Here is a 21,347-nt window from a genome sequence, read left to right on the forward strand (position 1 = left end):
CCAGAACATTGCTTGGCTTTGTTCTGTCCGTTTTTACCTAAGTTAGGTTGTTTTGTTCTCTGAATATTCTTTTTGGAATTTTCAGGGTTGCATTACTATTTTATTGTCAAAGTGCTTTGTCTAGGCTTGTCAGCCGCAACTCTGATAGAATATCATGTTTGCAACTTCTTGTCAAGAACTTTTTTATTTTTTTGCTCTGGCTTGTGAAGCGCTGAATCCTTCCGGTCAGTCATCTGTCACTCGCAGCGAGCGAATATAAATATATCACCCGTCCCCCTATGTGTCAATTACTTTTTTTAATTTTTTTCAATTTTTATAAAAATTTCTCAAATAGCCGGATGTAATGGGGCTTTCCGTAAATTACAATTGAAAAAAATGCAAACAAAAACCCCGGCAATATATTGCCGGGGATTACTAACGGAGAAAGAGGGATTTGAACCCTCGCACCGCGTGAACGGTCTACACCCTTAGCAGGGGCGCCTCTTCAGCCACTTGAGTATTTCTCCATGTCTGAAAACCTCTACCAAACGGTATTTGGTTGTCTGTTAACGATCATCTATATCATTAACGCAAAAGTTATTATACAAATTCAGCAGAGCATTGTCAACAAGTGTTTTTTATTCTCTGCAAAACTCCTTTATAGCAGTCTCATACAGATTATTTCCCTCTGAATCTATAACTACTATGGCAGGAAAATTTTCGACACGTAGTTTGCGTATTGCTTCTGTACCAAGATCATCATATGCTACAACCTCTGATTCAACAATTGCTTTAGATAGAAGCGCACCCGCGCCACCGATAGCAGCAAGATATATTGCTTTGTTACGCACAATAGCATCCAGTACTTCCTTGCTGCGTTTTCCTTTTCCTATCATGCCGCTTAATCCCATATCAAGAAGCTCCGGGGCATACTTGTCCATACGGCTGGCTGTTGTGGGCCCCGCTGATCCTATAGGTCTGCCTTCTCTGGCCGGTGAAGGTCCCATGTAATATATTACGTTTCCCTCTATATTTATAGGAAGAGCCTCTCCTTTATCCAGAGTTTCCTTCATTCTCTTGTGCGCAGCATCTCTCGCTGTATATATATCGCCGCTAATATATACCATATCTCCACTGCGGAGTTTAGAAATTGTGTCCTTATCAAATGGTGCAGTTATCTTATATTCCATATAACAGCCCTTTCAGAAATATAATTTGAATGAGTTTCTTCTATATATAGTGGTTTTTATTTAAAAAAGTATTTTTATACCACAACACTTCGATGTCTGTTGACATGGCAGCATATATTTACTGCCACAGGAAGTCCTGCGATGTGAGTCGGATATGTATTGATATTCACAGCAAGAGCAGTAACTGTTCCACCAAGTCCGCCGGGACCAATTCCGGTCTTGTTTATCCTGTCCAGTATCTCTTTTTCCATATCTGCCACATAAGGAATCTCTGAATGTTCGCCTGTTTTTCTGGTTAATGCTTCCTTTGCCATGATCGCACACTTTTCAAAGGTGCCACCTACTCCTACACCTACCACCATGGGCGGACACGCATTAGGGCCCGCATCCTTTACAGCCTGAACAACAGCATCCTTGACACCTTCTTCGCCATCAGCGGGTTTTAGCATGAAAACCCTACTCATATTTTCACTTCCAAATCCCTTTGGCGCTATAGTTATTTCTACTTTATCTCCGGGCACAATATTATAATGAATAACCGCAGGGGTATTATCTCCCGTATTCTCTCTGATAAGAGGATCCTTTACCACTGATTTTCTAAGGTATCCCTCAGTATATCCCTGTCTGACTCCTTCGTTTATGGCATCAGTAAGATCCCCGCCCTCGAAGTGAACGTCCTGGCCGATATTTATAAAAAACACTGCCATTCCCGTATCCTGGCAAATGGGTATATTATCCTTTTCTGCAATTCTCAGATTCTCTTCAAGCTGAAAAAAAATCTTCTTTCCAAGGTCAGATTCCTCAGCCTGTCCTGCCTTGCAGATAGCCTCCTTCATGTCTGGAGACAGCGTATAATTGGCATCTATACAAAGCTCTTTTACAGCTTTGGTTATTTCTGATACATCTATAGTTCTCAATTCTTCCTCCGAATAGAACTTCTTAATATGAATAAGAAATTTGTCATCAAAACTTTATTGTTTCACAAAGCGCTTTTAATTCTTCTGCTGAAGGAGATGTGGGATTCCATAAAATATGCTGTCCATCATCCTTGTATCTGGGAATAACATGAAGATGAAAATGAGGTACTGTCTGGCCGGCTGCCTCTTTATTATTCTGTACGATATTTATTCCGTCAGCTCCCAGCTTTTCCATAAAATGTGCAGCCAGCTTTTTTGCAAGCTTCATTGCGTCTGCTGCTGTTTCTTCGGGAAGCTCAAAAATATCCGTATAATGATCCTTGGGCAAGATAAGACAATGCCCCTTTGTCGCAGGGCCATTATCCAGTATTACATTGAACTTATCATCCTCATAAATTGAATTTGTGGGAAACTCCCCGTTTGCAAGCTTACAAAAAATGCAATTTGAATCTTTCATAGTCATTTCTCCCTTATGATTAATTATTTAAACTCAAACAGCTGATCCATTGTTCGCAGCAGTTTGAAATCCCCTTTCATCTTCAGATTGCCTTCCATGAATGCTCTCTGGAAAGTTATTCTTCCTGATATAATCTGCTCAAAAACCGATGTATTCATTGACACATGTACATTACAGCCCGGTGCTTCTCCCGGTTTACATTCCATATCCTGATTATCTATTTTGATACAAATATCTTTGTCTTTTATCTGATCAAGAAGTGTAATCTGGTAAGCTGCGTGAATCCCAGGCATAGGCTTAAAATGACTTTTTAAGCTGCTGATAAAGTCTTCTGCGTGCTCCGCAGCATGGTCCTTATCCATTTTATCCCTAAAAATGCTGCTAAGTTCCTGGATGTCTTCCTTCTGTTTCTGGACATATTCTTCATTCGAAACATATCTTGAGAGCTGCTCAGTTTCCTGGGGAGTAAGATCCGTTATCTTAGTAATAGAGACTCTGTTCTTAACTGCCTGATTACTCGTTGGCAGCGTCTCCATCTTCTGATTCATATTCCTATATATATTTTCAGCTTTTTTCTCAATATAATTCTGGTAACTCTCAGTTCGCTCAAAAGCAGAAGTATCGGCAATATATCCGCAAATACCATCAAGGGGAACTCCTCCGAGTATCTCCCAAGCCGACGCAAGTTCCATCATTCCCTCACGTTCACCATGAGTAGTTGACATCACAATGGGAGCCATAGGAAGGCCCGCGATTTTGTCCTTATCACCATACAACCAGCATGCATCCAAAAACTGATGCATATATCCACCTACTCCAAACCATTCAACAGTTGAAGCAAGTATTATTCCATCTGCATTTTTAAGAGTTCCGGGAAGCGCAGTGATACCGTTTTTCTGCTCAAAAAGATTAAACTGTTCCACCTGAACATTAAGTTCCTTGAATACCCCGGTCATTCTGGACAGGACCAGGAGAGTGGGATCATCTATGATTCCTCTGCCACCATAATAAATATTGATTTTCATACCATTATCTCCATGTAAGCTGAATCAAACTAACCTATATTGTACCATAAATCAGCGCTTTGAGACACCTGACCTCACCATCATCGATAAGCATAGACACACTTGCCAAAAGAGACTTCATCATCCTCAAAAAGCTCAACTTTTTCATTCGGCATAAGTCTTCTGCCGTTAACAAAAGTACCATTCGTTGAGTTTAAATCCTGTATCCACAGAGAATTTGTCTTGCGATCCTCTCTGAACAGTCTTGCATGCATTCGGGAAACCGATTTGTCCTTTATTACCGCATCCGCACAGGATGATAGCTTTCCGACAACCATTGGAAGTTTTTGAAGCCCTATATTATCAAGACCGGTTCCCTCCTCTGCGTAAAGTTTGTGAAACTTTTCCTCAAAATCAAAGGAAAGCAAGACTGTTTCCTCATTTTCTTCATCCTCGTCGGTCTGCGCCAAAACATTATGCTCATACGCTCTTTTTCTTATATAACCTGCTTTATTATCTGCACTGTATAGAGGCATTTCTACCAGATCCGAGGGTGGAGCTTCTACGTTTTTATCCATATCAGTTGTACTCTCAGGCACTGGTTCTTTTACTTTGTTCCCAAATACTTTTGTATTTTTTCTAAGCTGCAAAATAAAACAGGAAAGAGACATCATGACACTAATCATGAAAACGGCGATATCCAGTATGTTTTCCTCATACGTCAGGATATAAGCATATCTGAGGTACCACAAGGCTCCCGCTATAATGGCAAACAACATTGCCATCAGGAAATTCACTCCCAGCGGTAACATTATTTTTATCTTTTTCTCAGTTACTGATTTATCTTTTGCTTCCGCCTCATCTTCATCATCCTCGAAGTCCTCCTCATCATTCATTTCAAAGCTCTCTTTTTTCTCATTCGCGTTTATTCTTGTCTCATAGATATCCTTAGACGTGTGTATTGTGGACATTTCTTCCATAAAGGCTTCCTCCGGTTCTGCTCGAACCGCTCTTTCCAGTACGCTGAAATCAATTCCGCTGGCATCACATATTGTATCCAGAAGTTCGAAAATCAGCTGTGAGCATCGTCCATCCTCAAGATCAGCATATTCCATAAGTCCTTCAAAAAACGCATGATCTATGGTTTTTTCATGTACCGGATCATATATGAAATAGAATCTGCCTGTTGAAAAATCCTCAAAGACTGCCTCCGGAAGAAGTATAATATGGCTTGGATCAAGAAGATAATCTCCCAGGTTCTTTGCGGTTATAACCATATCCGACAAAAACCGCTTAAGCTTTTCATAAGACATCTTTTTGCGATCATATCTGTTTTTTATGCTCTGCCTCGAATCAATTTCATAATATAAGTAGTAGCATTCATCAGTATTCCTCAGACTAAAAGGCAATAGGCCATCTATTTTGTTGTTTTCAAGCATCTTGTATTGGAAAATATTATCTTCATTAACTTCTGCCTCCAATATAAGATAATTGTGTTTTGCATCCTTATAATATTGAATATCCATTACGGTTTTCCTTTCTTTTTGTTTTTCTCTGCCGTTTGAGTGATAATGTCCTTCGCTCTCTTCATTTTCCGCATGGTTTTTGCAGGTGTTATGATCTTTACTCTTGCAGCAGCTTCGGATTTCCATATGTCGGGTATTTTTGAAAAGTAACCAAACAGGGCTCTGTGATTTGTGGTTATACTTCCGTCAATTCTTATGTCTTTACCTGAGACTGACGATTTTATTTCCGGTTTGCTGCTTCCAAAGTATCTGCTTCCGGTCTTTTCATCCGAATGGTCTGTCACATAATCACACGGCGATGAATAACCCTGTTTTTCATAGAGCAGATACGCTCTGAAGCCCAAAATATACGCGTCCTGTGATAGAACACATCGCCCATAGACCATAAACGCCATGTAAATGATCAAAACAATTCCAAAAATAGCTGCAGGAATTACAAGAGCTGCCTCTACTGTCATGTATGCCGGTAGTTCCAGCTTCTTATCTGAAGGCAAAGCTCATCACCCCCACTCCCACTGTTAGAAATGGCATAAAGGCCATCACACTTTTGCCGGATACTTTTTTCATAATAAGAAGAATTCCTCCGATGACGGCTGAAAATGTAAATGATATAAGTACAATAAGCATGGTATCCGTTATTCCAAACAATGGCCCAAGCGCCAGTACCGTTAATCCATCTCCTAGCCCAATCCCCTGCCTGGTGAAATAGCTTACTGTCAATAAAACAATTCCGGGAATAAGCGAGTATAAGAAATCCGCCGGCTGTGTAATTCCCTTTGACCACAAATAGATAAAACATAGTCCGGAAAGTGTCATTTGTACGGTCGGAATTGATAAAGGAATCTTTTTCTCCCTTATGTCCATGATTGTTGCGATCATCAAAATTATCAATGCAAAAACCTTAAAGAAAAGGCTTACTATTACCGTATTTTCAATAATTTCATAAAAATCCATACTATCTCCTTATCATCCGGCACATTCTTTGCAAGGACTTTTCCCTATTGCCTCCGAAAGTCGCACCGTTCTTATTGTTCTTTTAATACCACTGCAGTTTCTGTTTGAGTGGTATCTGTTTCCAAAATTGGTTATATACACCGAACTCCCTGCCTTTTTTCCACAGTATTCGCAAGGGTAATACTTTGCTCTGTCCGCATTTCTCTTTCCGCTGACTTCTGATTTTGAAATCTGTTTCACACTAAGCTTCAAATGTGAACAATCAAGGCTTTTGTGATAAACCGTTCCATGATCCGTTATATAAACAAGTTCATCCGTCTCATCATTCTTTTCATGACTTTCCCCCGGACTGTATCCGGTAAACGCATGTCCGTAAAACCTTCCTTCCACCGAAAAATCGGTAAACGCTGCTATTTTGAAAAGCGGATGCGCCTTATAAGTCGCAACAATATCAATTATGTCTCCATTGGAATAAAAGGTTGTTTCGCCAAGCTTAAGACCGGAGGCTCCACCGTTTATAGGACTGTGGTCCAGATATTCTTCCCCGAGATAGTTTTTTACCATCTTGCCTGCAACCGCCGCATTTAATGCTCCTGTCGCAGCTCCCAATGCAGAATCACCATCCTCTGATTTTGCAAAAGATCGTGTGGTGGCTTCGGTTATCATAAGTTGTCTGCCTGTTTGGTGGAGGGCTGCTTCCAAATCGCACTGGAATTTTAAAATGTCAAAGACGCCAAGCAGATTGACAAAGAAAAAGAGAAACAAGGGTAATACCAATGATGCTTCGATTGTGACAGAAGCAGCCAGCGACGGCCTTTTTCTATTTGCCCGAAGAAGCAAATCCTTTGTATTAAATTTTATTTTTGAGTTCTTCGAACGATTTTCATTTATTTTTTCCATATTTTATTTTTTCCATATTTTATTTTTTTATTTTCCTTATAAATGAAAAAGGCCATCGCCGGCCACTCCTGTTTATCAGTCAAACATTTCGTAGCCGTATATACGCTCTATTTCTATCTTTTTGTTATAAGCTCCCAAAATATCGAAATCGACGCTTATTATGTCTACACATCTATCCAGTGAAAAAGCCTCATTGCCACTGAGTTTTCTTATATTTATCTCAATGATATCCATAAATCTCATGGTCTTTTTTTGTTTCTTTTCCAATATCAAAAGCATCTTCAGGTAATCTTCATAGCTTAGTCCCGATCCTCCGCCATTTTTCAGATGATCCCTGAACTCCAGCATATGTTCGAGGGAAAGATTCCAGCTATCCGCAGTCTTGATTAGTGGTACTTTGCCGCCGCTTAAGAGAATTCGAAGATCTGATATTGTTTCTGCGAACGTCCAGGCAAATATTATTGCCATCTTTATCGCCTCTTGAAGTTCGGGAAGGGTAAGAAGTACTGAAGCTGTTAGTGCCAATGCATCCGCTTCCGCAAGTTTTGCAGGATCGTTCATTATATATACATAATTCGCAGCCTCTTTTATAAGGAACAGTCTCTCCACGACCTTCTCAAGATTAGCGTAATCGCTGTCCTTGCCCGCCAATATGTATTCCAGTTCATATTTTAGGTACGAATCATCTTTTTCAAGTCCGTAACATCCGCACTTTTCATGGAGATATCTCTCAAAAAGCATATCCGGTCCTGCTCCCGTTGCCACAGTTTCGTCAAGGCCGGTGCCTTTCAGTAGTTTTCTGTGTGAGGCTAAGGTAGATGAATCAATAGCAGCTGTAGAAATTACATTAATGTCAGGTGCTGCCAGCGAGAGAATTCCTACACTTTTTTGAGCCGTGACTCCTGCTGCCGGATTATCAACGTAATAGGTCTCATTTTCTCCGTTTCCGTCCAGATCAAGCTCCCTCGGGGTATTTATATCATTTGCATTACTCTGTGCCTCATTTTCCACATTCATTTCCTCGAACCCGGAATTTTTCAGCTGATCCGCATTATTCTGTATACTTTTTATCGCTGCCTCAACAGGTTCAGAACCCATGTAGGAGAGAATCTGTCTTTTTAACACAGCTCCGCCACCGTCCGTTGCAACCGAGTATCCGGTAATGTCAGCTGACGAAAGCCTGGCGGGCATCATTGTGCTTCTCCCGGTTACTAATCCCACCGGAGATAATTCAAAATTTTTAGAAAAATACTTCTCAATGTGATCCCTTGTATGAATTACAGAACCGTTTGTCCCTCCATAGGTTGTATCAATCAGAAGAAGTCCGTATTTTTCAAACAGCTCTCTGTTGTACTCTCCGAGAGCTGAGTTCATAGCAATATCTACCACCAGTTCAGATTTCATTCTCACTGCTCCGGTCCTTGCACCCTGCAAGAGTGCAAGAATAAGAGCAAGGATTATTGTCAGTGACAACGAAAGATAAACCGTTATATAAGCATCAGCCTGTAACCTTTGCCGCATCCGAATTGATTGTTTTAAAGATCTCGGTAACAAGTCCGTCTATCTCCTTTTTGAAAATAATTACAAGCCCGATGAGAACAACAATAATCAGTATTACTTCCACCGTTCCCATCCCCGCTTCATCCAAAAGCAGTTCCTTAAGCTTGTCTTTTGCGCTGGAAACCACATATCTTAGTTTTGCCTCCAGCATGTCTTTCTTGTTTAAAATCAGTTCTTTCATTTTTCCTCCTTCATTTAATGAACTATATTTCAGTAACACCTTGTGGTGATTACCTTCGCTAAAATGACAGATATGCCGGTATCATAATTACCACCATAACTATCAGAAGCATGAGAATCATCGGAACAAGAAGTTTTGTTCCCGCCTCCTCTCCAAGCTTTCTTGCATAGGACATTCTCTCTATTGTTGCCTTATCTGACTCTTCCCTAAGAAGAGCCATCATCTCAGAATTTCCTTTCTTTAAATTTTGTGACAAAAGCGTCACAAGTCTTGCATATTGCTGCGAGCCGCATCTTACGCCGAGTCTCTCATATACATTTAATTCAGGAACTCCGCTCTCAAGCTCGTTGCAGCTTTTTAGTATTTCCTCATATAAAAAACTTCGTTTTCCGCCTTCTTTAATATGGGCTTTATACTCGTTAGCAAACTTTTTCAATATTGCTCTTACAGACATGCCGCTTCCCATATACAACACCAGTCTTGATACAAAAGCCGGATATTCCAGAATCATTTGCCTTCTTCTGTACTCCACTTTCTTTGTAAGATCTCTGTCTCCGGCTATAAAAATCGTTGCCGCTGCTATAATTGAAAGCATAAGGATCATTATGCTGTTTTCGTCTGTAGCCTCTTTCCAGAAGAGTTTTATTCCTTCGACATTTGCAGGAAGCATAAATCTGTCTTTTGTCCGTGTTTCTTCCTCGGTTTTTTTGATGTTTCCTTCAATCTCCTGCTTAATGATTTCTTCATCGGTAAAGTCCCTTGGAACAACAGTGATCTCAAAATCGTTTTCCCATTCATAGTCGCGATACGTGATATTGGCAGTCAGTAAAACTCTGGATGTCTCAAAGAAAATGTCTTCATTCATTACCTTTCCGTCAGAGTGAATTACATCAATATTGTCGGATTTCCATGAAATCTCAAACGGATATCCTTTGAGCTGCGAAGGAAGCTTCAGGTCGCTTTTCACATGTCTTAAGTCTTTATTTTCCAAGAGTATTTCTTGGGACAACGCCTTTAGCATTTCTTTATACAGTTCTTCCGATTCTTTCTCTGAATATTCTTTTTCTGCGATAGAGACGTTAAAAGCTCCAAGTTTTTCTCCCTCCTCATCCATGGCCACCAGCTGCGTTTTTCTGTCACCCTTCCCATAGTCGCTTCTTATAACCTCTCCCTCGCTATTAAGAGAAGTATTTCTCCTTGAGGAAAAGCAGGACAATAGCGATAGAAGCGATCCGAGAAATACTATTATCAGAACGACACTTATTTTCTTTATGTAGTAATCACCTAGTCTTTTTTGTACATCTGCCTCTGAATCAAGCTTTTGCAGATTTTCTCTCACCCGGCGCCTTCCATGGGATTTAAGAAAAAGCCTGTTTTTTTCGACAAATCTCCTGAATATATAAGAGGCCGTCTTTAAAAAGATTTTTTCTATTCCCTCCGGTTTTCCCCCTTCGGTATCCGGTATTCTTTCGTCGAAGGATAATATCAGTAATAGTCCTATAAAAACCGGAATTACCATGTATATCACCATTAGTATTCTCATTAGTTTCTCCTGTCAGATCTCAATATCCACAATTTTCTGGGTCAGCAAATACGCAGCAATATATATGACGAGACAAACTGTCATGATGACTATCCCGAGCGGATTGCCATATAAAGCATCAAAAAACCCCGGATTGGTCAGCCCCACATAAGTCATTATTCCGAAAGGGACAACCTCCATTATCTGTGCCTCCATTCTCTTTGCGGCAATAAGGATATCAATTTCATTTTCAACATCCATTCTCTTTCCTATCAGATCTATGCATCTTTCTATGGTTTCAGTCATATTTCCGCCGCTTCTTTTGGCAACCGCAAACACAGCCGCAAATTCTTCAATGTCCTTATTATTACTGCGTCTCCCCAGTTCTCTAAGCATGACTTCTATGGTTACGCTGTTTTTTATTCCCTGTTCTATGCGCTGCAGTTCTCTGAAGATAGGTGCACTTTTCCCGTACAGAATTCTCATATCGTGTATTGCTTCCTTAAAAGAATTCTCTATGGAATATCCTGCCTTTTGAGCAGCCAAAACCGCCATCATGGCATCCTTAAACTGAATTCCGAGATCATGGTTTTCCTTTTTTATCTTTTGCTCTTTTTGAATAACAAACCATGGGATAGATAAAGGAAATATCAGAATTGATGCGATAAAACTGCCATAAAATAGTTTTCCTATCATTAGAAGAACCAGAATATTTCTACCTATAAGCGGTATATCAAAGGCTGTCACTTTTAAATCCAAGACCCGCCGCTTCCAGCTTTGATACATTTTCAAGTTCATTTTCACACCTCCATTCTCCTAATATCTTTCCTGTTTCATCCGTACCTGTTTCATAAAACTTGTACAATGTTCTTATTTCAATCTCTCCGGTCATTGGCACGGTCCTTCCTGTTAGTTCACAAACTTCAAGAACTTTCCTAGATTTATCGCGAAGTCTTCCCAGCTGCACAATGATGTCTATCCCCGATGCTATCTGCCCTCTTACAGCCGCAAGAGGAAGATCCATTCCCATAAGAAACATTGTCTCCAGACGTGAGAGCATGTCCCTTGCTGTATTTGCATGCCCCGTTGACATAGATATGTGTCCGGTATTCATAGCCTGAAGCATGTCAACACACTCATCTCCGCGGACCTCTCCTACCACTATTCTGTCAGGACGCATTCGGAGAGAGGATTTTATAAGGTCTCTGATAGTAATTGGCTTACACCCTTCTACATTTGAGTTTCTGGTCTCCATCCTGACTATGTTCGGGACATGATTTATCTGTAATTCAGCATTGTCCTCAATCGTTATCACTCTCTCGTCTTCAGGTATGCTGTCCGAAAGTGCATTTAAAAATGTTGTTTTACCGGATCCTGTCCCACCCGAAATAAAGATGTTATAGCCGGCCTTAACCAGAGTTTGCAGATATTCTGCAAGCTCTTTTTTAATTGAACCTATACTTATCAACTTATTAATTGTTATGGGATTGTCCGGGAACCTTCTGATTGTAAGGATTGGACCGTTAAGCGCCACAGGCGAAAGAACAACATTGACACGTGAACCGTTTTCAAGTCTGGCATCAACTATCGGCGATGCCTCATTTACTACTCTGTTGCATTTACTGACTATCTGTTGTATTACATCTTCAAGTTTTTGAAGAGATTCAAATTTCATTTCATGTCTGTATAATCTCCCGTTTTTCTCTATAAAAATATGGTCGACACCGTTAACCATGATCTCGGTTATCCCGGGATCATCTACCAGTAGCTGCAGAACATCAAGTTTTCTGATTGAATAAAAAAGTTCTTTTCGCAGCTGTATTTTTTCATCAAGCGAAAGCTGCTCTTTTCTGCATCCGTATATTATTCCTTTATCTATTCTCTCAAGCATTTCTTCGTCATCAACATCTCGTGAAAAATCCATGCCTTCAAGTATCTGATCACGAATCATTGTTTTAAGAGCCTCACGTTCCAAGGTTCTCACCTCCGATTCTGCTTATTCTATGTAAATTTCTCATGTCAAATTCCTCATCGGAGTGCAGCTCATTTAAAAATAATTCAATTCTCATATGTGCATTATAATCATCATTTGACAACATATAGACCTCATCACAAAGGCGAAGCATCTCAAACAGTTCTCTTACGCCCTCCGCGATATCCACTACGAGGCTGGTATATTTTCCTGTATCCTCTATCTGCTCAAAGAGCTTTTCATACTCTCTTCCGGTTATAAGTCGGCTCTGACATGCACTGGAAGAAGCCGGAACAAAATCAAGTTCTTTATCATGTCTTACTATTCTCTCCAGATAAATACCAAACTTATCGCCACCACACTCAGCAAAGTACATAAGATCCAGCAAAGTCTCGGAATATGTGTCACTCCTTATGATTTTATTAGTACAAAAGCTGTCTGTATTAATGTATAAAGCCTTTTCTTTTTCGCATAACCGCCTTGCAAAACCAATAGCCTCGCTGGTCTGATCAGTATTAGGTACCGGTGTATAAAAGCCTATTATTTTCATCTTCTTTCCGGTATCACCCTTTTTACTCTTTACAACTATTCCGGGGATGTCCAGACACATGCTGAGGATACTATCTGTGATATGCTCACTCTTTTGGTATTTATCCATGTATCTTATATCCACATCTTTTAGTCCATAGGACTTATCGCATTCCGCAAGATCCCGTTCGTTTTCCTTTAATACGATTATGTGTTGAAAACCGCTTACACTTTCTATATTGAACAGAGCCTCCGATATTAGAAGTAAAACATTCTGTGTCTCATCCCTAAAGCCTGATAAATGCTTTATATCCGTTATCTCAAAGATGTCAAATGGGATGCTGAGATTATCTCTTATAAAGCTGTCCAGTTTTTTACAATAATTCTTGTCCTTATTACATATTATTAAAATATTCTTATTCATAATTATTCATTTCCTCTTCATTATGTGCATATAAGACCACCACCGCCTGTCACAAGAAAGACACTGATCATAATAGGGACGGCAAAGTGAATGGTGCAGTTATGATCCTTTTGGATAAAAATCTTCAGCACTCCGATCACAGCAGCTATGATAAATGCAATTATTATCGAACTCACAGTTTCTCCCGTGGTAAGAAACATTGAAAGAACCGCAAAAAGTTTCAGATCTCCGCCTCCTATGCCATGAACTATATATACCGGAAGAAGAAACATAAGAGTCAGTAGCGCTTTTGCTATTGGTATAAATATAAGTTCCTGCATACCGCTGCCTGTTAAACAAAAAGCAAATTTTGCCAAACATCCCATAAGGAGCCAGCTGTTAAATATTTTATTTTTCAATATATCTGTAATTGCCGATCCGGAGACCAGGCAATACAAAATCGGAATTGTCATAATTTCGTTTCAATCCTTTCTGAAAGAGTAATAAACATGCCGGTGTAAATGCGATTGCATTAAGGATGTACGTATAATTGATTTTGGAGAAAGCGATGAACGCCCGCACCGGCATATTTATGTTTATAAAATTCTGGACAGCGTTAAATTCCTATCCATTCCGTCGCTGTCGGTGACGATATTATCACCGAAAAATCAGCGGCGCAATACCGCTTCCGGCCTGAATTTTTCCTTCGATTTTTTTCTTAAGAAAGTTTTAATTTCGCTCGTGTGACATATAAACAGCCGAACTGACATCCCTTATTTTTGTCAGTTCGGCTGTTTGATTAATATATAGTAGAAAAAAATCGCCAAAATTGAATTATTAAATTTTCTTTAATTTCTCAGGCCATATATCCCCGTGATACCAGATCTCCGCTTATACTCTCTTGTAAACGCCCTTTTCCGTATGTAAGTCCAGCATAGACTTTTGGTACATTTGTCATTAGTGCGTCTTCTCTGTCCTCTTTTTCCAGCGAAAGATATGCTTCATGAAGTTGTTCAAAGGTTCCTGTTACATGGGAAAGTCCGTCTTTACTCAGCTTTCCTATAGATCTGATAATCTGTTTCTTCTCAAACAGGTACAGAGCAAGAAGATTATTTCCCAGTTCATAGTTCACATTCAGTGAATGAATCAATTCATCAATGCAGTTCATGGCTCTGCGGAGCCCTTCAATAAAGCCTGTTTTATCATCATATTCCAGACATTCTTCCGCTTCGCTGATATAGTCGAGTACCATTTCATACAGAATTGTTATCATCTGGGTTTTATTGGCTAACGTTATTCTTCTTGTATATGCATGTTTCTTTTCTTTTGTCATAGATATTCCCTCAAAAATTCACCATAAAATTACTGGAGAAGCTGCAAAACCTGTTGAGGTCTTTCATTAGCCTGTGCAAGCATGCTGGTTCCCGCCTGGGAAAGCACCTGCTGTGTGGAATATACGGTCATTTCCTCTGCCATATCCACATCCATTATTCTGGAATAAGCTGCAGTCATATTCTCGCTGGTTACATTGATATTGCTGATTGTATGATCCAGTCTGTTCTGATACGCACCCAGCCTGCTTCGAATATCAGAAACCTTCTGAATGGCATTGCCAATATCCTCAATTAACTGATCCGCACCGGTATGTGGAGCATTTCTTCCTCTTTCATCTCCGGCTTTCATGATGTCCTCTACCTTTGTTTCGTAATCATTTTGGGCTCTTGTTCGAAGGTCATCATAATTGGCCTGTGTAATTGCAATATCCAGATCTCTTTGTGCCTCAATCGCCGCCTGATTTGCAGGATTTGCTGCTATATCAGCTGCTGCCTTATCCTGAATCTTCTGAATCTGTTCAGCCTCAGCATCGTAATAATCCTTGATTGCATCCTGCGTTTTTCTGTATTCCTCAGATATCTTTCGTGCATCATCTCTATTTATGAAATAATATGATGAGCCATCTTCTATACCTTTGGTTTCATCTATAGCTTGTTTCGTACTGTCATAATATGTCATATCGATGATTCTTTGTTTTTCAGAATATGACATATAATCATCAGCATCTAAATAGTCTACAGCATCTATAAGGTCATCTTTAAAGGTCCTGCTAACATCTGCATATTCAATTCCCAAATTGCTCAGGGTTATCTTTGGAATTCTGATGTCAAGCGTCTGACCTTCGTTAGCACCAATCTGCATAGTCATGGCACCCTTTCTTGTGAGTTCCATGTCAATGCGTTCTCCCTCCAGTTTCTTATTTGCTTTTATTTCAATCTCTCTGCCATCCCTGGTGGCAATCTTAATAAGATCGCCATCTACAGTAACGTTGGCTTCCGACATATAGGTTATTTCTTTATCTCTGCCCTGGGAAAGGGTAATCCTTGTAACATCAATCTTAACCGATTCTGCTTTGTACCCGTCTTCATCAAGAAGTGTTACCTTACCTGTCTTTTCATCATAGTCGCAGTAAAGCCCTTCGATATAATAGTTTCCGCCGTCAATCAAATCACTATAACTGTTTATTGTTATGTCGGGATCGGTATCATCGTCAACAGTAGTATAGCCTCTGAAATCAAAGGTGCCATCAAGAAGAGTCTGCCCGTTAAACTGGGTAGCCTCTGATATTCTTGTTATTTCATCCTTCAACTGTACGATTTCATCCTGGATAATATCTAGATCTGTCTGACTGTTAGTTCCGTTTGCTGCCTGAACGGCAAGCACACTCATTCTTTGAAGAATGTCGTGAACTTCATGAAGAGTACCGTCAGCGGTCTGAATCACGGATACGCCGTCTCCTGAATTGCCGCCTGCTACACCAAGGCTCTTAATCTGTGCATTCATGCGCCTTGATATTGCAAGGCCGGACGGATTGTCCTTGGCGTTTGCAATTTTTAATCCACTTGAAAGTCTCTCAATGGATTCCGCCAGCTTATTATCATTTGCAACAAGGGCATTGTTCGCAATCATTGCTGAAATATTGTAGTTAACCTGCATGATGACCTCCGATTCTGTATATTCCTATACTGCGTGTACAAAAATCTCTGCCATCCTTAGCAATGTGCGATTTTCGAAAACTCCGTTTTCCGATCCGGCTATCGCGCTTCCGGCTTCCTGTCTGCGATAGAATATTCCGATATTTGTACTATCTGTTAAAAGTTCGGGCTCTGCTTCTTTTAGCCCATCTATAAATCTTTGTCTAAGCTCTGTCATATATTCGGCCATTTCACCTGTATGCGGATATGCTGCAGCAAATGCGCCTTTTATCACGTTATCCTCAATTGTCATGGCCATTGAAATGTGTCCGTAATCTATAGTTTCAACTTCCGCTTCTACTTTTCTTCCATCAAGAGCTGTCTCTCTTAAAGTTACGTGCATGGATACGGTTCTTCCTTCCAGCTCAACCGGAATCTCAAAACTCTTCTGTCTTGCCATGTTTGTTGCTACCGTGAGTTGTTTTTGCATAAGATGAATGGTTCTGACATCTATGTATGTATCGGTTTCATTCATCAAAATATTATCCAGACTTTCCGATAGCTCAAGCATTTTCTCAACGTAAGCCTCTTCATAGTTGTCTTCATTAATGAGATCATCCAGCATTTTCTGCCTGGTTTCCTTAAATGCCAGCTTTGCAATTTTTTCTGCATGATCCCATACAGAGGTTTCCCTCCCCTTTCGTCCGGATTTAAGATTGAGATATGCCTGAACATTTTCTACATTTGCTTCAATACTATATCTTGCAAGTTCCTTAGACATTTCTTCCGATATTTGTCCGGATGCTATTTTTCTTAAGTCTGAGGCTTTTTCGCTGTAGTATTTTTCTTCTGCTTCCGTTCCTTCCGGGGTTTCTTCTGCTTCTGTCAGTTTATCTGCAAGCTCGTCCAGAAGCATTTCTTCTTTTGCCTTCGCTGCATGAAGTTTCTCAGGTTCGAGGTTGTCATAAACCACATCCGCTTTTTCACTGTAATATATAAATGCTGTTTCTATCTGTGCTGATATGGATTTTGCCAGAGTTTTCTTTCCTTCCACTCCGCCGAATTTGTCATCAACCTTGAAATCCATTCCCTTCTTTTCAGTTCTGGATGAGCGGACCGCCGATAACAAATTTTCAAGAGTCATCTCGGCTCCGGTCTCCAATACCGCGCCTATAGCGGCATTATCCGTAACTTTGAGCGTATTAAAAAGTCTGTAAATGCCAATGAAAGATTCTCTCTCCTCAGGTGTTATTTCGGCATTTTTTTCAAGTTTATAAAGAAATCTGGCGTACTTTTCTTCCTGTTTTCCCGAATTCTTATCCTGATCTGACAGCTCGCTTGATAGTTGATCGAGCGTCATTTTCAGCGGATTATGTCCATCACGTATCATGTTGAGAACCGCTCCGGGTTTTAGCTTATTAATGGTACTCATAAGCTTTTCATCCATTGCTCTGACCCGCTCAATATTCTCTTCCGACACTTCCATTCGGTTATATCCGAGTATTCTGACTACTCTTCTGTTTTCCTCATTAATTTCCTGTCCGATGTCTTTAAGCAGGTCATCAACATTTCTGAAAGCCTTTTTGATATTATCCCCGAGATCTGCTCTTACTTCGGTTCCGACAGCTTCATATGTAGCACCTGCTTTTTCATAGCGATGCTGGATTGCCTTAGCATCATCATAGATTTCACCAAGACTCTCTTTCATTGAGAGATCATGTCTTCCAATGAATGCTATTGGCAATTCTTTAAATTCGGAGATTTTTGCGTTTGTCTCTTCAAACAGATTATATTTGGAAGGATCAGTCTCTCCGAAAAGCTCCCTGCTAAGAGAATCTATTTCTTTATCCAAAGCCTCTATAACCTTTGTTATCGGCTCTGTTTCCAGATTAAATCCTTTATCAAGAAGTCTTACATTTGCTGTAACTGTCATTTTTAGCCTGACTTCCTCAAGCTGTTTTCTGGCCTCAAGTACTTGGATTTTTTTCTCCGGCAGAAGATTATCTTCGACATTAATTCTTTTTTCTTCTGTTTTCTTCGTGCCTAGACCGCTATCTTCTTCAACTGTTCTCTCAGCTTCGGATAGATTTTTTAAATTTATTTCTTTATCGTCCAGGATGGCTCTTTCAATTGCCTTAGTGCTTATCCTGTCCACTGCTTTTTCAATTCGTACAGCTTTATCAATGGTGCTTTCCTGCTCATTTATATTACCCTTGGCTGCACCGTTCTTATTTGCTATGGATATTGCTGCAGACTTTACTATTTCTTCCTGCGTCATTGGCAAAGTCAGACTTTTAAGCTCATCTACCTTTTGAAGATTTTCTTTTGTCAGCGGAATCGACTCCTCTATCATCCACTTAGCTTCTTCAAGAACGCTTTTCTTCAATGGGTCAAAACCGGCCTCTTCAATTACCTTTTTTGCCTGCTGTTCCAAGGATTGCCATTCAATTTTCTCAGCTTTTTGGCCATAATAACCCTCTGCCTCAAGTGCTATGAACATTCCGGACTTTCTGTTTTGTCCGTTTGTCGCATGCTCAGCAAGATAGATATTTTCCATGGTGGGTTCAAGTTCATTTAATGTCATAAATTTAACCGCACTATCACTAAGAGCAGTTATTTCCTTCATATTGTCATAAACTGCCATTGTATCCGAAACATTATTCTCAGTAATGGGAATGTCATTCTCCTGAAAAGAAGAGATTATATCATTGGCAAAGGATCTGCTTCCTGTTATCTTCGTAAGCTCCTCGGCAGATATAGTATCCGTATAGCCAATAACTTCTGTCCCTGACATAGCAAGTGTAGCCTTGATTTTATCGAGTATAGTCACTGTTTCTTCCGGTTTCATATCACTAAAATCAAAGCCTTCAGCAGCTGCTTTTGCAAAATCCTCTGAAGACATATTATTGGCCATTACCGACATATAATTATGACGAATAGCCGCATCTGTATTCTGCGCCTCCGTCATTATATCGTTTTGTGTTTTTCCGGCTTTAACAAGCCCTTGCTCATTGCTAAGGCTTCCTGCCAGATCAACTGCTACCGCGCCCCTTGGCTGCGTGCTTTTTACATTTGAAAGAGTAAAATTTACTCCTGCATCCATGCTCTTTCTTGTACTATCAATATCGGATTCCATTCCATTAATAGCATTTAAATTCACGTTCATATATTTCTCCGATTTCAAGAAAAAGGTGATAAACACTCTTTGTGCTTATCACCTTTTATTTCGGATTATTTTCGAATTTCTTTAAGATTCGTTATTTTGTCTTTTTTGAAGAAGTAGTCTTCTTTGTAGTTTTTACAGCCCTTTTGGCAGTAACTGCCTTATTTGCCATCTTCTTCTCAGCTGTCTTTTTAGCCGTTTCTTTTACTTCCGGATTCTGGAAAACAAATACCTCAGCTCCATATGGAGGTAGTGTCATAGTTATACTGTAATCCTTGTAATCACAAAGTCCGGGCTCTGCCTTTATACTTGCGGGAACAGAACTTCCGCAGCCGGCATATTTCTTATCAGCACTATCCAGGATGTGCTTATAATTTCCGGCAAAAGGTACTCCAACCTTATAGTCTTTTATCTCCATAGGAGTAAAGTTCAAAACAAACAGAATGTTATCTTTTCCGTTTGAAGCTCTTCTATAAAAGCTATAGATACTGTGATCTGCATCATCAGCATTAATCCACTCAAATCCGCCCCAATCGTTATCCACTTCATAAAGAGCAGGATATTTTCTGTAGATCTCCAACAGGTCTCTCACATAGTCCTTCATACCTCTGTTGAGATCTTCCTGAAGAAGAAACCAGTCGAGCTCTCTCTTTTCACTCCACTCACGCTCTTGTCCAAAATCCTGTCCCATAAAGAGGAGCTTTTTACCACTGTGGCCGAACATGAAAGTGTATCCTACACGAAGATTCGCATATTTATCAACCTTATATCCGGGCATCTTCTCAACCATTGAGCATTTAAGATGAACAACCTCATCATGAGAAAGCGGAAGAATATAATTCTCGGCATTGTTATAGCTCATCGCAAAAGTCATCATGTGATGAGCACCTTTTCTGAAATAGGGATCAAGCTTCATGTACTCGCAGAAGTCATGCATCCATCCCATATTCCATTTAAAGCTGAAGTTAAGACCATCATCCTCAACAGGCGCAGTGATCTTAGGCCATGCCGTTGACTCCTCAGCTATCATCATAACATCAGGATATGTTCCTCTGATAACACTGTTAAGATGTTTAAAGAACTCAATAGCCTCATAGTTCTTATTTCCGCCATCCTTATTTGGAACCCACTGACCATCGCGTTTACCATAGTCAAGGTAAAGCATGGATGCCACAGCATCTACTCTGAGTCCATCTACATGGAACTCTTTTATCCAGAACAGCGCATTAGCTATAAGGAAATTCTTGACCTCATTTTTACCAAGATTAAAAATCTTGGTTCCCCAATCGGGATGTTCTCCCTTTCTCGGATCGGGATCTTCATAGATGCAGGTGCCATCAAAGCATCCAAGTCCGAATTCATCCGGACAGAAATGAGCCGGAACCCAATCGAGAATAACTCCGATGTTATTCTTATGAAGTAAATTAATGAGATACATGAAATCAGTAGGCTCACCGTAACGCGAAGTCGGTGCATAATAGCCTGTTACCTGATACCCCCATGAACCGTCAAAGGGATGCTCGGCAATTCCTATGAGCTCAATATGGGTATACTTCATCTCTTTGAGATATTCTACGATACGATCGGCAAATTCCCTGTAACTGTAAAAGCCATCCTCTGTACCGTCGGGATGCTTCATCCAGGAACCAATATGGCACTCATAAATAGCAATTGGCTGTTTGTTTATGTCCTTGCCTTTTTTGCCTTCATACCACTTATCATCGCTCCATTTGAATTTTGACAGATCTGTCGTTCTTGAAGCATTGCCGGGACGAAGCTCGGCATAATTAGCATATGGATCGGCCTTGTACAGCTTTCTTCCATCCGGAGTGTGAATCAAATATTTATACAGCTCACCGGTTCCTACACCGGGAATAAAAAGCTGATAAATACCCATATTTCCTATTTTTTCCATGGGATACATGCTCTCATCCCATCCGTTGAACGACCCAATAACATGTACTGCTGCGGCATTCGGTGCCCACACAGCAAAAAACATGCCCTTTACACCATTTTCCTCAGAGACGTGTGCCCCCAGCTTTTTGTAAATGTCGTAATGCGTTCCCTGTCCGAACAGGTACTCATCCGCATCTGAAATGAAAACAGTCTGACCCATATGTTA

Annotated in this window: 19 protein-coding genes and 1 tRNA gene; all 20 read right to left on the bottom strand. The window is 40.2% G+C overall.

Translation table 11 applies throughout. The features are described from left to right. Window positions 1-418: 418 nt before the first annotated feature. Window positions 419-506 (bottom strand) — tRNA-Ser (locus tag G630_RS0108835). A 111-nt stretch (window positions 507-617) separates the two neighbouring features. Further along, entirely contained in the window at window positions 618-1,169 is a 552-nt protein-coding gene (locus G630_RS0108840; protein WP_026498368.1) for a Fe-S-containing hydro-lyase, read from the bottom strand. A 74-nt stretch (window positions 1,170-1,243) separates the two neighbouring features. Continuing rightward, window positions 1,244-2,086, bottom strand: a complete 843-nt coding sequence (locus G630_RS0108845; RefSeq protein WP_026498369.1) for a fumarate hydratase — start codon at window positions 2,084-2,086, stop codon at window positions 1,244-1,246. Window positions 2,087-2,132: 46 nt separating this feature from the next. Continuing rightward, window positions 2,133-2,543, bottom strand: coding sequence for an HIT family protein (locus G630_RS0108850; RefSeq protein ID WP_026498370.1), 411 nt, complete (start codon window positions 2,541-2,543; stop codon window positions 2,133-2,135). A gap of 23 nt (window positions 2,544-2,566) precedes the next feature. Beyond that, window positions 2,567-3,568, bottom strand: a complete 1,002-nt coding sequence (locus tag G630_RS0108855) for an SCP2 sterol-binding domain-containing protein (protein ID WP_026498371.1) — start codon at window positions 3,566-3,568, stop codon at window positions 2,567-2,569. 80 nt (window positions 3,569-3,648) lie between these two features. Next, window positions 3,649-5,073 (bottom strand): DUF6382 domain-containing protein, encoded by a 1,425-nt coding sequence (locus G630_RS0108860; RefSeq protein WP_026498372.1) that lies wholly within the window; start codon window positions 5,071-5,073, stop codon window positions 3,649-3,651. Then, entirely contained in the window at window positions 5,073-5,567 is a 495-nt protein-coding gene (locus G630_RS25030) for a TadE family protein (RefSeq protein ID WP_026498373.1), read from the bottom strand. Before G630_RS25030 ends, G630_RS0108860 begins: the two co-directional genes overlap by 1 nt. Then, on the bottom strand, window positions 5,554-6,027 hold the full coding sequence (locus G630_RS0108870; RefSeq protein ID WP_026498374.1) for a prepilin peptidase: 474 nt from the start codon (window positions 6,025-6,027) through the stop codon (window positions 5,554-5,556). Before G630_RS0108870 ends, G630_RS25030 begins: the two co-directional genes overlap by 14 nt. A 12-nt stretch (window positions 6,028-6,039) precedes the next feature. Beyond that, a complete protein-coding gene (locus tag G630_RS21275) occupies window positions 6,040-6,927 on the bottom strand; it encodes a hypothetical protein (RefSeq protein ID WP_155831959.1) in 888 nt (295 codons plus the stop codon). 75 nt (window positions 6,928-7,002) lie between these two features. Then, window positions 7,003-8,448 (bottom strand): DUF5702 domain-containing protein, encoded by a 1,446-nt coding sequence (locus G630_RS0108885; RefSeq protein WP_155831960.1) that lies wholly within the window; start codon window positions 8,446-8,448, stop codon window positions 7,003-7,005. Further along, entirely contained in the window at window positions 8,426-8,668 is a 243-nt protein-coding gene (locus G630_RS25945) for a Flp1 family type IVb pilin (RefSeq protein WP_330363785.1), read from the bottom strand. The genes G630_RS0108885 and G630_RS25945 overlap by 23 nt, the downstream gene beginning before the upstream one ends. Window positions 8,669-8,726: 58 nt before the next feature. Further along, window positions 8,727-10,211 carry an immunoglobulin-like domain-containing protein gene (locus G630_RS0108895; RefSeq protein WP_026498377.1) on the bottom strand — a complete coding sequence of 495 codons (1,485 nt, stop codon included), beginning with the start codon at window positions 10,209-10,211 and terminating at the stop codon, window positions 8,727-8,729. Between the two features lie 12 nt (window positions 10,212-10,223). Beyond that, the gene (locus G630_RS0108900; protein ID WP_022763016.1) at window positions 10,224-10,949 is read right to left on the bottom strand and encodes a type II secretion system F family protein; all 726 of its coding nucleotides are present in this window, start codon (window positions 10,947-10,949) and stop codon (window positions 10,224-10,226) included. Next, window positions 10,924-12,141, bottom strand: coding sequence for a CpaF family protein (locus G630_RS0108905; RefSeq protein ID WP_044959054.1), 1,218 nt, complete (start codon window positions 12,139-12,141; stop codon window positions 10,924-10,926). Before G630_RS0108905 ends, G630_RS0108900 begins: the two co-directional genes overlap by 26 nt. Before the next feature lie 13 nt (window positions 12,142-12,154). After that, complete coding sequence (locus tag G630_RS0108910; protein WP_026498380.1) at window positions 12,155-13,114, bottom strand: hypothetical protein; 960 nt, start codon at window positions 13,112-13,114, stop codon at window positions 12,155-12,157. Window positions 13,115-13,134: 20 nt separating this feature from the next. Further along, the gene (locus G630_RS0108915; RefSeq protein ID WP_022763013.1) at window positions 13,135-13,566 is read right to left on the bottom strand and encodes a prepilin peptidase; all 432 of its coding nucleotides are present in this window, start codon (window positions 13,564-13,566) and stop codon (window positions 13,135-13,137) included. A gap of 383 nt (window positions 13,567-13,949) precedes the next feature. After that, a complete protein-coding gene (locus G630_RS0108920; RefSeq protein WP_026498381.1) occupies window positions 13,950-14,426 on the bottom strand; it encodes a flagellar export chaperone FliS in 477 nt (158 codons plus the stop codon). 29 nt (window positions 14,427-14,455) lie between these two features. Then, complete coding sequence (locus G630_RS23500; protein WP_049946153.1) at window positions 14,456-16,084, bottom strand: flagellin N-terminal helical domain-containing protein; 1,629 nt, start codon at window positions 16,082-16,084, stop codon at window positions 14,456-14,458. Window positions 16,085-16,108: 24 nt separating this feature from the next. Further along, window positions 16,109-19,228, bottom strand: a complete 3,120-nt coding sequence (locus G630_RS0108930; protein WP_026498382.1) for a DUF6240 domain-containing protein — start codon at window positions 19,226-19,228, stop codon at window positions 16,109-16,111. A gap of 91 nt (window positions 19,229-19,319) precedes the next feature. Next, complete coding sequence (glgB, locus tag G630_RS21290; protein WP_022763009.1) at window positions 19,320-21,341, bottom strand: 1,4-alpha-glucan branching protein GlgB; 2,022 nt, start codon at window positions 21,339-21,341, stop codon at window positions 19,320-19,322. Window positions 21,342-21,347: the final 6 nt, after the last annotated feature.

Origin of the sequence: Butyrivibrio sp. WCD2001, from assembly GCF_000424485.1 — a bacterium.
In the GTDB taxonomy this organism is placed as follows: Bacteria; Bacillota; Clostridia; order Lachnospirales; family Lachnospiraceae; genus Butyrivibrio.

Bases quoted from the DNA above. Each gene is read 5' to 3' on its own strand.
- G630_RS0108840 (WP_026498368.1), bottom strand. From the start codon at position 1,169: ATGGAATATAAGATAACTGCACCATTTGATAAGGACACAATTTCTAAA.
- G630_RS0108850 (WP_026498370.1), bottom strand. From the start codon at position 2,543: ATGAAAGATTCAAATTGCATTTTTTGTAAGCTTGCAAACGGGGAGTTT.
- G630_RS0108905 (WP_044959054.1), bottom strand. From the start codon at position 12,141: ATGATTCGTGATCAGATACTTGAAGGCATGGATTTTTCACGAGATGTT.
- G630_RS21275 (WP_155831959.1), bottom strand. From the start codon at position 6,927: ATGGAAAAAATAAATGAAAATCGTTCGAAGAACTCAAAAATAAAATTT.
- G630_RS23500 (WP_049946153.1), bottom strand. From the start codon at position 16,084: ATGCAGGTTAACTACAATATTTCAGCAATGATTGCGAACAATGCCCTT.
- G630_RS0108895 (WP_026498377.1), bottom strand. From the start codon at position 10,211: ATGAGAATACTAATGGTGATATACATGGTAATTCCGGTTTTTATAGGA.
- glgB (WP_022763009.1), bottom strand. From the start codon at position 21,341: ATGGGTCAGACTGTTTTCATTTCAGATGCGGATGAGTACCTGTTCGGA.
- G630_RS0108855 (WP_026498371.1), bottom strand. From the start codon at position 3,568: ATGAAAATCAATATTTATTATGGTGGCAGAGGAATCATAGATGATCCC.
- G630_RS0108915 (WP_022763013.1), bottom strand. From the start codon at position 13,566: ATGACAATTCCGATTTTGTATTGCCTGGTCTCCGGATCGGCAATTACA.
- G630_RS0108910 (WP_026498380.1), bottom strand. From the start codon at position 13,114: ATGAATAAGAATATTTTAATAATATGTAATAAGGACAAGAATTATTGT.
- G630_RS0108920 (WP_026498381.1), bottom strand. From the start codon at position 14,426: ATGACAAAAGAAAAGAAACATGCATATACAAGAAGAATAACGTTAGCC.
- G630_RS25945 (WP_330363785.1), bottom strand. From the start codon at position 8,668: ATGAAAGAACTGATTTTAAACAAGAAAGACATGCTGGAGGCAAAACTA.
- G630_RS0108860 (WP_026498372.1), bottom strand. From the start codon at position 5,073: ATGGATATTCAATATTATAAGGATGCAAAACACAATTATCTTATATTG.
- G630_RS0108870 (WP_026498374.1), bottom strand. From the start codon at position 6,027: ATGGATTTTTATGAAATTATTGAAAATACGGTAATAGTAAGCCTTTTC.
- G630_RS0108885 (WP_155831960.1), bottom strand. From the start codon at position 8,448: ATGCGGCAAAGGTTACAGGCTGATGCTTATATAACGGTTTATCTTTCG.
- G630_RS0108930 (WP_026498382.1), bottom strand. From the start codon at position 19,228: ATGAACGTGAATTTAAATGCTATTAATGGAATGGAATCCGATATTGAT.